Here is a 13814-nt window from a genome sequence, read left to right as displayed (position 1 = left end):
CTGTCTCACTGCAGGCTCGGGAGGAGCTTGTGCAGCGAGTCCATCAGATGCGTGTGCACACTCGTCCCGTAAGAGATTCGGTGGGCGCCGGCCGAGATCAGCTCGGCCGGCGTCGGCCCGGCGGGTGCCGCGTGCGCGTTGATCGGACCGCCGATCTCGGCGACCAGCTCGGGCAGTACGTCGAGCGGCGCGAAGATCGGGTAGATGCAGTCCGCACCGGCCCGCCGATAGCTCCGGCCACGGGCGACGGCGTCGGCCGGCGTGCCCTGCAGCAGGAAAGTGTCCACCCGGGCGTTGATCACCAGCTCGGCTCCCGCGGTCGCCCGTACCTCGGCCAGATAGTCCGCGAAGAAAGCAGGGTCGACCAGCTTGTCGTCCACCGAGTCCTCGAGGTTGCAGCCGACCGCACCGGTCCCCAGCAACCGCTCGGCGAACTCCTTGGCCGGCAGGCCGTACCCGGCCTCCATGTCCGCCGTCACCGGTACGTCGACCGCCCGGACGATGCGCGCGACCGCGGTCAGCATCTCCGCGACCGGGGTCAGCTGACCGTCGTCGTACCCGAGGATCCGGGCCATCGCGCCACTGCTGGTCGCGATGGCCGGTGCGCCGCCGGCGGCGACGATCCGCGCGCTGACCGGGTCCCAGGCGTTCAGGAGGATCAACGGCGGGCCCGAGTGGTGCAGAGCCCGGAAGGCTTCCGCGCTCATGGCTTGTAGTGGCCGGGCGCCATCTTGCCGGTGACGCCGACTCGGGTCCACATGTTGATGGTGATGATCAACGCGATGATCTGAGCCAGTTCCTTGTCCTCGAAGTGCTGCGCGGCCAGGTTGTAGACCTCGTCGGGCACATGGCCGTCGCTGACCAACGTGATCGCCTCGGTCAGCTCGAGCGCGGCCTGCTCCTGCTCGGTGAACAGGTTGCGGGACTCACGCCAGACCGGCAGCAGGTTCAGCTTCTGCTGCGGGCCGTCACCGTGCAGGTAGTCGAGGCTGTGCATGTCGGTGCAGTAGGCGCAGCCGTTCAGCTGTGAGGCGCGCACGCGCAGCAGATTGGCGAAGTTCTCGTCGAGGCCGGTCGCGGAGACCGCGTCGATGGCGATCATCGCCTGGTAGAAGTCGGGGACCAGGGTGGCCAGCTTGACGCGGCGGGTTGTCGTTGTGCTCATGGTTCTAACCTAGGCGCGGATCGGCCCAGGTGTATGGTCCACTTCCATGGAAGATCAAGGGGCCAATTCGGGAGCTGATCTACACCTCGACCTGGCCGCGTCGCGCGGGCGCAACGACCTGGTTCAGGCTCTGCACGCGTCGATCCGGAGCGGCCGGCTCCCGGCCGGGACCCGGCTGCCCTCCTCGCGCTCGCTCGCCAAAGACCTCGGCATCGCCCGGAACACGGTCGCCGACGCCTACGGCCAACTCGTCGCCGAGGGCTGGCTGACCGCCCGCCAAGGATCCGGCACGGTCGTCGCCAACCGAGCCAGCACCGCCCCGGCTCCGGTCGCGACCCTGCCGCCGGTGCGGAGCTTTCGCTACGACCTCACGCCCGGCGCCCCCGATGTCTCGACGTTCCCGCGCGGTGAGTGGCTGGCCGCCGCTCGCAAGGCCTGGCCGGCCGCCCCGAACGAGGCGTTCGGTCTCGGCGATCCGCGCGGCCGGATCGAGCTTCGCCGGACGCTGGCCGACTATCTCGCCCGGGCCCGCGGCGTCCGCGCCGATCCGGAGCGGATCCTGATCTGCTCCGGCTACGTCCAGGCGGTCAGCCTGCTCTGCGAGGCGATCCGCAACCTCGGCGGTTCGACGGTCGCCACCGAGGAGTTCGGCTACGGCCTGCATCGCGACGTGATCCGGGCGCGTGGCCTCCGGCCCGTCCCACTCGCCCTCGACGAGTACGGCGCCGACGTGTCCCAGCTGACCGGCCAAGCCGCACTGCTGACGCCCGCCCATCAGATGCCGACCGGCGTACCGCTCTCGCCGGAACGCCGGACCGCGGCCGTCGAGTGGGCAGCCCGCACCGGCGCCGTACTGATCGAGGACGACTACGACGGCGAGTTCCGCTACGACCGGCAAGCCGTGGGAGCCCTGCAGGCGTTGGATCCTGAGCATGTCGTCTACACCGGCACAGCCAGCAAGAGCCTGGCGCCCGGCGTCCGGCTCGCCTGGATGGTTCTCCCGCAACACCTGCTCGAACCGGTGATCGCGGTCAAGCGCGTCGCCGACTTCCAGACCGCAACTCTCGAGCAACTCGTCCTCGCCGAGTTCATTGCCTCCGGCCACTACGACCGGCACGTACGCCGATCGCGGCTGCACTACCGGCGTCGCCGCGACCGCCTCGTCGAGCTGCTCGCCGAACGCGCCCCGAACGTGCAGGTCGCCGGCATCTCGGCCGGGATGCACGTCCTGCTCGACGTACCGGGTGATGCCGAGGACATCGTCGAGCGCGCTGCCCGGCAGGGGCTCGGCCTGGCCAGCATGAGCACCTACCACTTCGCGCCGACCCCGGCGACTCGCCAAGCCGTGATCGTCGGCTACGGCACGCCACCCGATCACGCCTATCCAGGTGCGCTCGACCTGCTGTGTCAGGTCCTAGGCGTGTGAGATCGCGGTGGCCATCGCGCGGATATCGGCCGGACCGACGCGGCAGCAGCCGCCGATGTAGGTAGCACCGGCCGCGGCCCAGGCCGGGGCAAGGTCGGTGAGCGTCGCTGATGAGCCGGTCCAGCTGCGCGCATCGGCATCCCAGGTCTCGCCACTGTTGGGGTAGACGACGGCCGGCTTCACGGCGAGCGCGATGGCCGCAGCGACTTCCTCCGGTGCGCAACAGTTGATGCCCACGGCAACCACCTGGTCGACCGCGGCGAGTGCGAACGCAGCCGCCAGCGGTTGGCCGGCTCGAGTCCGGCCATCGGCAGCGCTGAACGACAGCCAGGCTGGGAAGTCGAGCTCCTGCAGCAGTTCGACGAGAACCTCCGCCTCGTCGACATCGGGAATCGTCTCGACCGCGAGCAGGTCAGGACCCGCGCCGATCAGCAACTCCAGCCGCGGCCCGTGGAAATCGCGCAGCGCGGCCGCACTGACGCCGTACCGGCCGCGGTATTCGGAGCCGTCGGCAAGGACCGCGCCGTACGGGCCGACCGACGCGGCGACCAACCGGTCGCCACCGAACTCGTCACGGACCTCCCGGGCGATGCGCACGCTGGACGCGATCAACGCTTCCGCCTCCGCAACCGGTACGCCGGCCTGTGCGAAACCGCTGACGCTCGCCTGGTAGCTCGCAGTGGTCGCGACCATCGCACCCGCCTCGAAATAGGCGCGATGGACCGCGGCGATCTCGGCCGGAGCGTCCTTCAATAGCCGGGCCGACCACAAGGCGTCGGACAGGTCATGACCGCGGTCCTCGAGCGCGTTCGACAGACCGCCGTCGAGGACGATCGGCGGCTCAGAGCCCATTGGCCAACGCCAGAACCTCATCGGCACAGCCCCACGACAAGGTGATGCCGGAGCCGCCGTGGCCGTAGCAATGGATGACCTTGCCGACCAGCTCGCAGCGGACCTGCGGCCGGCTCGGCCGCAGCCCGACGCGCGCCCGCAGAACCGTTGCCTTGCGCAACTGCGGGACCAGCTCGGCAGCACGCTCCAGAATCGCCGTACTCACCGAAGGATCGGCCGCCAGGTTCCAGTTGTCCGGCTCGCTGGTACCGCCGACGATGACATCGTTCGAGCGCGGGATCACGAAAGTGAGGCCCTCCGGCCGGACCGCGATCAGCCACTCGGACAGCCCGCACTGCGCCACGCTCAGCACTTGCCCACGCACCGGAGTCACGGTCGGGTCGGCCGCAGTCAGGCGAGCGCCGAGACCGGTGCAGTTGACCACGAGATCCGCCGAGCTTGGGAGGCCGGACAACGCGGCGCGGGTCAACGTGCCGCCGGCATTCTCGAGTCGCTTCACCAACGACGGCAAGTACAGCGGCATCTCGACCACCGGCGCCGTGTACGCCCAGCCGTCCGCGAACCCGGTCGGCGGCGATGCCACCCGGGTCAGATCCGGCAGCACGTCGGCCCAGGCGGGGTCGGGCTTCCGCTCCACCAGTAGCTCGCGGCCGTGCCGCAGCTGCACCGACTGTTCACTCTCGGCCAGTTTGGTGAACTCGTCGTACGACGTCCGCGCCCAGCCGGCCACCCGGTCCGCGGGCTCGGCGAGGTACGGACCCCAGATCGCGCCTGCCACCGAAGACGTGGTCTCCAGTGGCAGATCGCGAGCCAGCACCGCCACCTCGTAGCCGCTCTCGGCCAGCCTGACGGCACACGTCAGTCCGATGACACCGGCACCCACCACAATCACGCGCATACGCACAGTGTTGCTTAGTGCAGGTCAACCGCCAACGAGTAGAAGCGAGTGATCTGCTTGGAACCGTTGTTGTCGTCCGACAGCAGGTAGAGCTGCCGCCGCCCACCGGGCAGGTAGCCGCCGAGCGCGAGCGCCTCGACGTTGTCCAGCAACGCGGACAGCCCGAGACCAGCTGCCCGTCGTACGTCGTCTTGTTCAGCGCACCAGACAGGGCCGTTTCGGATCGAAGACCCAGTCCTTGATCACATACTGCATGGCGACCGCATCGTCCCGGGCACCGAGTCCCTGCTGCAGATACACCTCATGCGCCGCCGCCAGCGCATCCCGGTCGAGTTCGACGCCGAGACCCGGCTGGGCCGGCACCGCGATGGCGCCGTCGACGATCCGCAGCGGGTCTTTCGTCAGCGCCTGGCCGTCCTGCCAGATCCAGTGCGTGTCGAGAGCGGTGATCTCGCCCGGAGCCGCCGCTCCGACGTGCGTGAACATAGCCAGTGAGATGTCGAAGTGATTGTTCGAGTGCGAACCCCAGGTGAGCCCGAAGTCGGCGCAGAGCTGCGCGACCCGGACTGACCCGGCCATCGTCCAGAAGTGCGGATCGGCCAGCGGGATGTCGACGGCGCCGATCCGGACCGCCTGCGCCAGCTCGCGCCAGTCGGTCGCCACCATGTTCGTGGCCGTCCGCAACCCCGTCGTACGGCGGAACTCGGCCATCGTCTCGCGGCCGGAGTACCCGCCTTCGGCGCCGCACGGATCCTCGACGTACGCGAGAACGTCGTCCAAACCGTTGCACAAGGCAATGGCTTCGCGGAGCGGCCAGGCGCCGTTCGGATCGATCGTGATCCGGGCCCGCGGAAACCTTTCGGCCAGCGCGTGAACAGCAGCGATCTCCGCCGAGCCCTCGAACACCCCACCCTTGAGCTTGAAGTCTGCGAACCCGTATCGCTCCTGTGCTGCCTCGGCCAACGCCACGACGGCCTCCGGCGTCAACGCGGACCGCCGCCGCAACTGCGACCAGCGGTCATCGGCGGCATCGTCCAGGTAGGGCAGATCTGTCAGAGCCGTATCGCCTACGTAGAAGAGATAACCGAGCACCGGCACGTGATCGCGCTGCTGACCATCGCCCAGCAATTCGGCCACTGGCACACCGAGATGCTGACCGAGCAGATCGAGGAGCGCGGACTCGAGCCCGGTCACCGCGTGCACCGTCGTCCGCAGGTCGAAGGTCTGCAGCCCGCGCCCACCGGCATCTCGATCGGCGAAAGCGGCCGAGACGCGGCGGAGCAGTTGCCGATAGCGCGCGATCTCGTGTCCCACCAGCAGCTCGGCGGCTTCGGTGATCGTGGTCGCGATCTTCGCGCCGCCCGGGACCTCGCCGAGTCCGGTGTTCCCGGAGCTGTCGGTCACGATGACCACGTTCCGGGTGAAGAACGGGCCGTGCGCGCCGCTGAGGTTGAGTAGCATGCTGTCGTAGCCGGCCACCGGCACGACCTGGACGGAGACGACCTTTGGCGTCACTTGAGGTCGCCGATCAGTGCGGTGAGCTCAGCCAGTTCGTCATCGGTCAGATCCTGCAACGGCGGCCGGACCGGGCCGGCGTCGCGACCGATCGCCCGTACGCCGGCTTTGACGATCGAGACGGCGTACCCCTTGGTGCGGTCGCGGATGTCGAGGTACGGGATGACGAAGTCGTTCAGCTTGCGGTAGACCGCCTCGCGGTCCTGCGCGAGCACGTCGGCGTAGAAGCCGAGCGCGAACTCGGGGACGAAGTTGAAAATCGCCGACGAGTAGGTGCTGACTCCGAGCTGCAGCAGCGGCAGGGCGAACGTCTCCGCGGTCGGCAGTCCGCCGATGTAGGTCAGGCGTTCGCCGACGCGGGCATAGGTGCGCGTCATCAGCTCGACGTTGCCGACGCCGTCCTTCAGGCCGATCAGGTTGTCGTTGCGGTCGGCAAGCTCTGCCACCGAGACATCGCTGAGGATCGCGTTCGCCCGGCTGTAGACCGTCACACCCAACCGAGTGCTGCGGCAGACGGCCGACACGTGTTCGACGAGTCCGCGCTGACCGGCTTCGGTCAGATAGGGCGGGAGCAGCAACAATCCGTCCGCGCCCGCCGCCTCGGCCGCCTGCGCCTGGGCGATCGCTGTCGCCGTCCCGCCGGTGGCCGGTGCGATCACCGGCACCCGGCCGGCCACCTCGTCGACAGCCACGTGAACGACGGTGTCGATCTCGGCGGCGGTCAGCGAGAATCCCTCGCCGGTCCCACCCGCGGCGAAGAGCCCGGCGACGTCGTACTGGCTGAGCCAGGAGAGGTGTTTGCGGTAGGCCTGCTCGTCGAAGCTCAGGTCGGGCCGGAAGTGTGTGACCGGGAACGAGAGCAGTCCGGTCTTCAGGTGGGCAGCGAGTTCGTCGGGGGTCACGCTGATCAGCCTAGGAACGCCGGTGGATACCTGTCTAAGACTGTTTTTGGATCTATTGATGCTCTGAGAGCATCGCGCGGACCCGATGCAGCACCGGATTGGCGGAATCCCGGTGCCAGATCGCGTGCAGCTCGACCGGCTCGCCGGCCAGATCGATCGCCTGAAAAGTGACCCCCGGTACGCCGAGATCGCGCGCCGACTCGGGGACGAGCGCGACCCCGCGACCCGCCGCGACCAGCAGGACGACGGTGAGCACCTGCTGCACCCGCTGCGTGATGCGGTGCTGGGACCCGGCCAGAAACCGCACAGTCAGCTCGTGGAAGTACCCGGCCCGGTCCGGGTCGTAGCTGATCAGCTCTTCCGCGGCGAAGTCGGCCGCGGTGAGCGACCGGTCGAGTGTCGCCAGTGGATGGCCGACCGGCAACACCGCGCATAGCGGCTCCCGTGCCACGACCAGCGAGTCGAGGAGCTGAGCGTCGTACGGCGGTCTTGCCAGCGCGAGGTCGAGTTCACCGTGCAGCAGGCCGTTGATCTGCGCCGAGGTGACCCGCTCGTGCAGGATCACGTCGACCTCGGGCAGCTCGTCGGAAACCCGGCGCAGGAACGGTCCGAGCGTCCGGATCGCCGACACCGCGGTAAAGCCCAGTCGCAGCGTGCCGGCCGCGCCTTGATCGACGCGGCGAGCCAGGTCACCGGCGGTCTCGACCAAGGTCAGCAGTCGCCGGGCCTCGCCCAGAAAGGCGTGCCCGGCCTCGGTCAGCACCACCCGGCGGTTGTCCCGCTCGAACAACTGGACACCGACCGCTCGCTCCAGCTTCTGCACCTGCCGGCTCAACGGCGGCTGAGTCATGTTGAGCCGCTCGGCCGCCCGGCCGAAGTGCAACTCCTCGGCGACAGCCACGAACGCGGTCAGCTGGTCCAGCGAGAACATGATTCCCGAAAGGTATCACTCGATGCATAAACAGCCTTGGACAGGCATCAACGGGTCTCCCTACGCTCACGCCAACGGGGCCGACCCGAGGAGGATGTTTGATGAGGCTCATCCAGATGGCCGCGGCCACGGGGGTCGTCGCGCTCCTGGCCGGCTGCGGCGGAGTGAAGACGACAGCGACCGGCGGCGACGGTGACTACCCGACCGGCAACATCCAGATGACTGTCGGCGCCGCGCCTGGTGGCAGCACCGACCTGATCACCCGCGCGATCGCCGAAGGCGTCGGCAAGGAACTGGGCGTGCCGGTGCCGGTGGTGAACAAACCCGGTGCGAACGGCGCGCTGAACGCGAAGGAACTGCAGTCGGCCAAGCCCGACGGCTACAAGATCGCGGTCCAGAACGCCTCGCTGTTCACGATCACGCCGCTCGCCGTCTCTGCGAACGAAGCCGTGAAGCTCGACGACTTCGACCTCATCGGTGGGATCTCCCAGGACGACTACGTCCTGCTCGCCCCGGCCTCGTCGACGGTGAAGTCGATCGCCGATCTGAAGAAGTCCGGCAAGAACATCAAGTACGGCACCACCGGTGTCGGGACCGGAGCGCAGCTCGCGTCCGCGCTGGCCTTCAAGCAGGCCGGGATCCCGGCGACCGACGTACCGTTCGATGGTGGTGCGCCGGCGCTGACCGCCTTGCTCGGCAGCCAGGTCGATGTCGCCACCATCCAGGTCGGCGACAGCATCGCGCAGATCAAGGCGAAGAAGGTCGTCCCGCTCGCGGTCTTCTCGGCCGAGCGGATCAAGTTCCTGCCCGACGTCCCGACGGCCAAGGAGCAGGGGTACGACGTGGTCGTGTCGCAGTACCGATTCCTGACCGCGCCGAAGGGGACGCCGGACGCGATCAAGACCAAGCTGCTGGACGCGGCCAAGAAGACCTTCGCGACCGAGGCGTACAAGAAGTTCAACGACGACCACTGCCTGACCCCGATCGAGGGCACGCCGGACGAGGTCCGCAAGATCCTCGACGAGTACGCGACCAAGTACAAGGCGCAGCTCGACCAGTACCAGATCTCGTTGGGCAAGAAGTGACCGAGCGACCCCTGGCTCAACTGGGCGCGGCAGGCGTCGCGGGCGCGATCGGGGTGTTCGGGCTGATCGGCTCGATCGCGCTCGGTCTCGGCCGGCTGACCGCTCCCGGCCCCGGACTGTGGCCGTTCACGGTCAGCGTCGTGATCACCGTGCTCGCGGTGGTGCTGGCGCTGACCGGGCGGCACGGGACCGACACCGAGCCGTTCACCGCGGCGAGTGTGCAGACGGCGGCCGCCGTACTGAGTCTGGTGGTGTTCGCCGTGCTGCTGCCGTTGATCGGGTTCGAGATTCCGTCGCTGCTGCTGGTGTTCGTCTGGATGCGCTTCCTCGGTAGGGAGCGCTGGGTGTCATCGGTGGCAGTCAGCGTCGGCACGGTGGTCGCGTTCTACGTGCTGTTCGTGACGGTCCTCGAGATCCCGTTGCCGCGGTTGATCTGATGGACTTCTTCTCTCCGGTGATCGACGGCTTCGGCGTCGTCCTTCAGCCCACCAATCTGTTGTACTGCCTGATCGGTGTCGTGATCGGGATGCTCATCGGCGTCCTGCCCGGACTGGGGCCGGCGGCAACGATCGCGATCCTGCTGCCGGTCACATACGGCGTCGAACCGGTCTCGGCGATCATCATGCTGGCCGGCATCTTCTACGGCGCCCAGTACGGCGGCACGATCACGTCGGTCCTGCTCCGCCTCCCCGGCGAAGCATCGTCCGTGGTCACCGTGTTCGACGGCTACGCCCTCGCCAAACAAGGCAAAGCCGGTACGGCGCTCGGCGTCGCGGCGATCGGGTCGTTCATCGGCGGCACGGTGTCGATCATCGGGCTCACCCTGCTGGCCCCGGTGGTGGCCGACGTCGCGCTCGACTTCGGACCGCCGGAGTACGCCGCGTTGTCGTTGTTCGGCGTCCTCCTGGTCGCGACCGTTGGCAACGGCGGCCGGACCAAGTCGGTGATCGCCGCCGGACTCGGGTTGCTGCTGGCAACGGTCGGCCGGGACACCTTCACCGGGGCGAGCCGGTTCACGTTCGACACCCTGAACCTTGCCGACGGCATCGACTTCGTTCCGATCGCGATGGGCCTGTTCGGCCTCGGCGAGATCCTGCACAACCTCGAGGAGCGGCACCGCACGGTACCGGCGCCCGCCAAGGTCACCAACGTCTGGCCGTCGCGCGCTGATCTCCGCCAGTCCAGCGGTGCGATCGGCCGGGGCTCGGTGATCGGGTTCGTCCTCGGCGTGCTGCCCGGCGGCGGGGCGACACTGTCCTCGTTGGTCGCCTATGCGATCGAGAAGCGCCGCGCCAAACACCCTGAGCGTTTCGGGCAGGGCGCGATCGAAGGTGTCGCTGCGCCGGAGACGGCGAACAACGCGGCCGCGACCTCGTCGTTCATCCCGTTGCTGACGTTGGGCATCCCGGCCAACGCGACGATGGCGCTGATGTTCGGCGCGCTGCTGATCCAGGGTATTCCGCCCGGTCCGCAACTGGTGTCGGAGCACCCGGATCTGTTCTGGGGCGTGGTGAACTCGATGTACATCGGCAACATCCTGCTGCTGATCATGAGCATCCCGATGGTCGGCCTGTTCGTGAAGATCCTCCGGGTCCGCCCGGCGATCCTCGCGCCGATCACGGTCCTGATCACGCTGCTCGGCGTCTACACCGTGAACAACCAGGTCTTCGACATCTTCCTGGTGATCGTCTTCGGCGTCCTCGGCTACCTGATGAAGAAGTTCGGTTTCGAGCCCGGTCCGCTGGTGCTGGCGTTCGTGCTCGGCAGTGTGATGGAGACGGCGATCCGGCAGTCGTTGCTGATCTTCGGCGGTAACCCGGCCGGCTTCTTCACGCGGCCGATCTCGGGCACGGTGCTCGCCGTACTGATCGTGGTGCTTGCGCTTCCGGCTCTTCGCTTGGTGATGCGCCGCCGTTCTCAAGACAAGGAGCTGGTGTGAGCAGGATTTCCCGGATCGAGCTGACGCCGGTCGCCTTCGCGGATCCGCCGCTGCTGAACGTCTCCGGCGTGCATCAGCCGTTCGCGTTGCGGACGATCGTGCAGGTCTGGACCGACGACGGTAACCACGGCCTCGGCGAGACGTACTGCGACGAGACTCTGCTGGCCCGGCTCACCGCGGTCGCCGCTGCGCTGCCCGGTCTGGACACGTTCGATCTGCACGGCCTGCGGAGCCGGGTGGCCGACGTACTGGGGGCTGAGCGGGGTGCCGAGGTCGGCGGCATGCTCAACCTGCAGGACCCGGTCGACGTCGTACTGTCTCCGTTCGAGGTTGCCCTGCTGGATCTGCAGGGCAAGGAGGTCGGCCGTCCGGTCACTGACCTGCTCGGCGGGGCGGTGCGGGACGCGGTGCCGTTCAGTGCCTACTTGTTCTACAAGTGGGCTGCGCATCCTGGCGGTGCGGAGGACTCGTGGGGCGAGGCTCTCGATCCGGCGGGGATCGTTGCTCAAGCCCGGTCGATGGTCGACCAGTACGGATTCACCGCGATCAAGCTCAAGGGCGGACTGTTCCCGCCCGAGCAGGAGATTGAGGCGGTGCGGGCGCTGGCCGAAGCCTTCCCCGAGCACAAGCTGCGGATCGACCCGAACTGCGCTTGGACGGTCGATACGTCAGTGACCGTCGCGAAAGCTTTGACCGGTGTTATCGAGTACCTCGAAGATCCGACGCCAGGGATCGAGGGGATGGCCGCGGTCGCGGCGCAGACCGAGATCCCGTTGGCCACCAACATGTGCGTGATCGCCTTCGCGCACCTGAAGCCGTCGGTGCTGGCTGATGCCGTGCAGGTCGTGCTCTCGGATCATCACTACTGGGGCGGGCTGCGGCGATCGCAGTTGCTGGCGGGGATCTGCGACACGTTCGGGATGGGGTTGTCGATGCACTCCAACTCACATCTCGGGATCAGCCTGGCGGCGATGACGCATCTGGCGGCCGCGACGCCGAACCTCACCTACGCCTGCGACACGCACTACCCGTGGAAGACCGAGGACCTGATCAAGCCTGGCGTGCTCGACTTCGCGGATGGCAGCGTGCGGGTGCCGACCGGTCCCGGGCTCGGGATCGAGTTGGACACCGACGCTCTCGGGCGGCTCCACGAGCAGTACCTCGCGTGCGGAATCCGGCGCCGCGACGACACGGCGTACCGGCGGACGATCGAGCCGGACTTCACTCCGAACGGGAGTCGCTGGTGAGTCGGTGCCGCGTGTTGGTCAGGTGCACCCGCATCGCCGCGCGGGCCGCGTCGGCGTCACTGTGAACGATCGCGGTGTGGATGTTCTCGTGCTCGTGGATCACCCGGGTGAGGTGGTCCGGATCGGACATCTCGTACGCCGGATCGAGCCGGGTCCGCGGCAGCAGGATCATCATCGGCCCGAAGCCGTTCACCACGTCGGTGTAGAACCGGTTGCCTGAGGCAACGGCGATCTTGAGGTGGAAGGCGAAGTCCACCTCGACCGAACGGGCCGGGTCGGCGCCGACCTGCCGGAAGTCGTCCAGCGCCCGGCTGATCCCAAGCAGTTGCGGCTCGGTACGCCGAGCTGCGGCGAGCGCGGCGGCCTCGCTCTCGACGCCGGTCCGGAAGTCCAGCAGTTCGAGCACGTCCTGGTGGGTGCGGACCTCCTGGAGCTCGACCGGCCCTGGTACCTCCAGCACGAAGGATCCGCGGCCCTGGAACGTCTCCACGAGGCCGGCCGCCTGGAGCCGTGAGACGGCTTCGCGGATGACGGTCCGGCTGACGCCGAACTCCTCGACCAGGCCGTTCTCACCGGGGAGCTTCGCGCCCGGCGGGAGTTCGCCGGCCAGGATCCGGCGCTTCAGTTCCGCGACGACGTCGTACGCGAGACCGCGTCTCATCGGGTGCCGAACTCGCAGGCGTCGACCGTCCAGGCCGCGCACTGCTCACTGGTGGTGAAGCCGAGGCCCGGACGGTCCGGGACCAGCATCCGGCCGTCGACCGTCTCCAGATGCTCGTTGAACAAGGGATTCAGCCACTCGAAGTGCTCGACCCATGGCTCGCGCGGATACGCGGCCGCGAGGTGCAGATGGATCTCCATCGCGAAGTGCGGTGCGAGCTGCAGACCGGCGTGATCGGCCAGCGTCGCCAGCTTGAGGAACGGCGTGATGCCGCCGATCCGCGGTGCGTCGGGCTGGATGATGTCGGCCGCCCGGGCCTCGATCAGCCGCACGTGCTCGCCGACACTCGACAACATCTCGCCGGTCGCGATCGGGGTGTCGAGCGCGGCCGCCAGTTGCGCGTGCCCCTCGGCGTCGTACGCGTCGAGTGGTTCCTCGATCCAGACCAGGCCGAACTGCTCCAGACTCCGGCCGATCCGCAGCGCGGTCGGCCGATCCCACTGCTGATTGGCGTCGACCATCAGCGGTACGTCGTCGCCGATGTGCTCCCTGATCGCTTGCACCCGCTCCAGATCGGCGCGCGAGTCCGGCTGGCCGACCTTGATCTTGATGCCACCGATACCTTCGGCGAGCGACCGCTTGGCGCGGTCCTTCACCTCCTCGATCGGCGCCTGCAGGAAGCCGCCGGAGGTGTTGTACGCCTGGACCGAGTCGCGATGTGCGCCGAGCAGCTTGGCCAGCGGCAGCCCGGCGCGTTTCGCCTTCAGGTCCCACAACGCGATGTCGATCGCGGCGATCGCCTGGGTCGCGACCCCCGAGCGCCCGACGGAGGCGCCGGCCCAGAGCAGCTTGTCGTACACCTTCGCGATATCCGAGGGGTCCTCGCCGATCAGCTCCCCGGCGACCTCCCGGGCATGCGCGTACTGCGCCGGTCCGCCGGCCCGCTTGGAGTACGAGAACCCGATCCCGTGCTGCTCCTGCGCCGTACTGATCTCCGCGAAGAGCAGCACGATCTCGGTCATCGGCCGCTGCCGGCCGGTCAGCACCTTCGCATCGCTGATCGCCTGCTCCAACGGCAGCACGACGGACGACAACCGGACATGGCGGATCTGGTCGCTCATGCGGTGATCATACAAGTGGTTAGCTTGTATGACGAGCTTCTCGTACTTGCCAATCTGGAAAGTTCGATTCAT

Annotated in this window: 15 protein-coding genes; 5 read left to right on the top strand and 10 right to left on the bottom strand. The window is 68.1% G+C overall.

Going from position 1 to position 13814, the window contains the following annotated elements; genetic code table 11:
- Positions 1-5 precede the first annotated feature (5 nt).
- Positions 6-707: an isocitrate lyase/phosphoenolpyruvate mutase family protein gene (locus ABZS29_RS33370; protein WP_355468108.1), complete on the bottom strand. Its 702-nt coding sequence runs from the start codon at positions 705-707 to the stop codon at positions 6-8.
- The gene (locus tag ABZS29_RS33365) at positions 704-1165 is read right to left on the bottom strand and encodes a carboxymuconolactone decarboxylase family protein (RefSeq protein WP_355468106.1); all 462 of its coding nucleotides are present in this window, start codon (positions 1163-1165) and stop codon (positions 704-706) included. The genes ABZS29_RS33370 and ABZS29_RS33365 overlap by 4 nt, the downstream gene beginning before the upstream one ends.
- A gap of 46 nt (positions 1166-1211) precedes the next feature.
- On the opposite strand from ABZS29_RS33365, the gene ABZS29_RS33360 reads away from it, so the two are divergent.
- Positions 1212-2591 (top strand): PLP-dependent aminotransferase family protein, encoded by a 1380-nt coding sequence (locus ABZS29_RS33360; protein WP_355468104.1) that lies wholly within the window; start codon positions 1212-1214, stop codon positions 2589-2591.
- Here the strand turns inward: ABZS29_RS33360 and mmuM are convergent.
- The 6 genes from mmuM to ABZS29_RS33330 are packed head-to-tail and all read right to left on the bottom strand — an operon-like array spanning position 2580 to position 7689.
- Positions 2580-3443 carry a homocysteine S-methyltransferase gene (gene mmuM / locus ABZS29_RS33355; RefSeq protein ID WP_355468102.1) on the bottom strand — a complete coding sequence of 288 codons (864 nt, stop codon included), beginning with the start codon at positions 3441-3443 and terminating at the stop codon, positions 2580-2582. The genes ABZS29_RS33360 and mmuM overlap by 12 nt on opposite strands.
- Positions 3433-4341, bottom strand: a complete 909-nt coding sequence (locus ABZS29_RS33350) for an FAD-dependent oxidoreductase (RefSeq protein ID WP_355468100.1) — start codon at positions 4339-4341, stop codon at positions 3433-3435. Before ABZS29_RS33350 ends, mmuM begins: the two co-directional genes overlap by 11 nt.
- 14 nt (positions 4342-4355) lie before the next feature.
- Positions 4356-4493, bottom strand: a complete 138-nt coding sequence (locus tag ABZS29_RS33345; RefSeq protein WP_355468098.1) for a hypothetical protein — start codon at positions 4491-4493, stop codon at positions 4356-4358.
- Positions 4494-4536: 43 nt separating this feature from the next.
- Positions 4537-5856 carry an enolase C-terminal domain-like protein gene (locus ABZS29_RS33340; RefSeq protein WP_355468096.1) on the bottom strand — a complete coding sequence of 440 codons (1320 nt, stop codon included), beginning with the start codon at positions 5854-5856 and terminating at the stop codon, positions 4537-4539.
- Positions 5853-6758: a 5-dehydro-4-deoxyglucarate dehydratase gene (gene kdgD / locus ABZS29_RS33335; RefSeq protein WP_355468094.1), complete on the bottom strand. Its 906-nt coding sequence runs from the start codon at positions 6756-6758 to the stop codon at positions 5853-5855. Before kdgD ends, ABZS29_RS33340 begins: the two co-directional genes overlap by 4 nt.
- A 52-nt stretch (positions 6759-6810) precedes the next feature.
- Positions 6811-7689 carry a LysR substrate-binding domain-containing protein gene (locus tag ABZS29_RS33330; RefSeq protein ID WP_355468092.1) on the bottom strand — a complete coding sequence of 293 codons (879 nt, stop codon included), beginning with the start codon at positions 7687-7689 and terminating at the stop codon, positions 6811-6813.
- A 101-nt stretch (positions 7690-7790) separates the two neighbouring features.
- Here ABZS29_RS33330 and ABZS29_RS33325 point away from each other — a divergent pair, with 101 nt between their 5' ends.
- The 4 genes from ABZS29_RS33325 to ABZS29_RS33310 are packed head-to-tail and all read left to right on the top strand — an operon-like array spanning position 7791 to position 11960.
- Entirely contained in the window at positions 7791-8774 is a 984-nt protein-coding gene (locus ABZS29_RS33325; protein ID WP_355468090.1) for a tripartite tricarboxylate transporter substrate binding protein, read from the top strand.
- Positions 8771-9211 carry a tripartite tricarboxylate transporter TctB family protein gene (locus tag ABZS29_RS33320; protein WP_355468089.1) on the top strand — a complete coding sequence of 147 codons (441 nt, stop codon included), beginning with the start codon at positions 8771-8773 and terminating at the stop codon, positions 9209-9211. Before ABZS29_RS33325 ends, ABZS29_RS33320 begins: the two co-directional genes overlap by 4 nt.
- Positions 9211-10713 carry a tripartite tricarboxylate transporter permease gene (locus tag ABZS29_RS33315; RefSeq protein WP_355468087.1) on the top strand — a complete coding sequence of 501 codons (1503 nt, stop codon included), beginning with the start codon at positions 9211-9213 and terminating at the stop codon, positions 10711-10713. Before ABZS29_RS33320 ends, ABZS29_RS33315 begins: the two co-directional genes overlap by 1 nt.
- Positions 10710-11960: a glucarate dehydratase family protein gene (locus ABZS29_RS33310; RefSeq protein ID WP_355468085.1), complete on the top strand. Its 1251-nt coding sequence runs from the start codon at positions 10710-10712 to the stop codon at positions 11958-11960. Before ABZS29_RS33315 ends, ABZS29_RS33310 begins: the two co-directional genes overlap by 4 nt.
- Here the strand turns inward: ABZS29_RS33310 and ABZS29_RS33305 are convergent.
- Complete coding sequence (locus ABZS29_RS33305; protein WP_355468084.1) at positions 11935-12621, bottom strand: FadR/GntR family transcriptional regulator; 687 nt, start codon at positions 12619-12621, stop codon at positions 11935-11937. The genes ABZS29_RS33310 and ABZS29_RS33305 overlap by 26 nt on opposite strands.
- A complete protein-coding gene (locus ABZS29_RS33300; protein ID WP_355468082.1) occupies positions 12618-13742 on the bottom strand; it encodes a mandelate racemase/muconate lactonizing enzyme family protein in 1125 nt (374 codons plus the stop codon). Before ABZS29_RS33300 ends, ABZS29_RS33305 begins: the two co-directional genes overlap by 4 nt.
- Positions 13743-13814: the final 72 nt, after the last annotated feature.

The sequence above is a fragment of the Kribbella sp. NPDC005582 genome, assembly GCF_040605415.1.
In the GTDB taxonomy this organism is placed as follows: Bacteria; Actinomycetota; Actinomycetes; order Propionibacteriales; family Kribbellaceae; genus Kribbella.
Note: the sequence above shows the minus strand (reverse complement) of the source record. Positions and strands in the feature narration are given on the sequence as shown.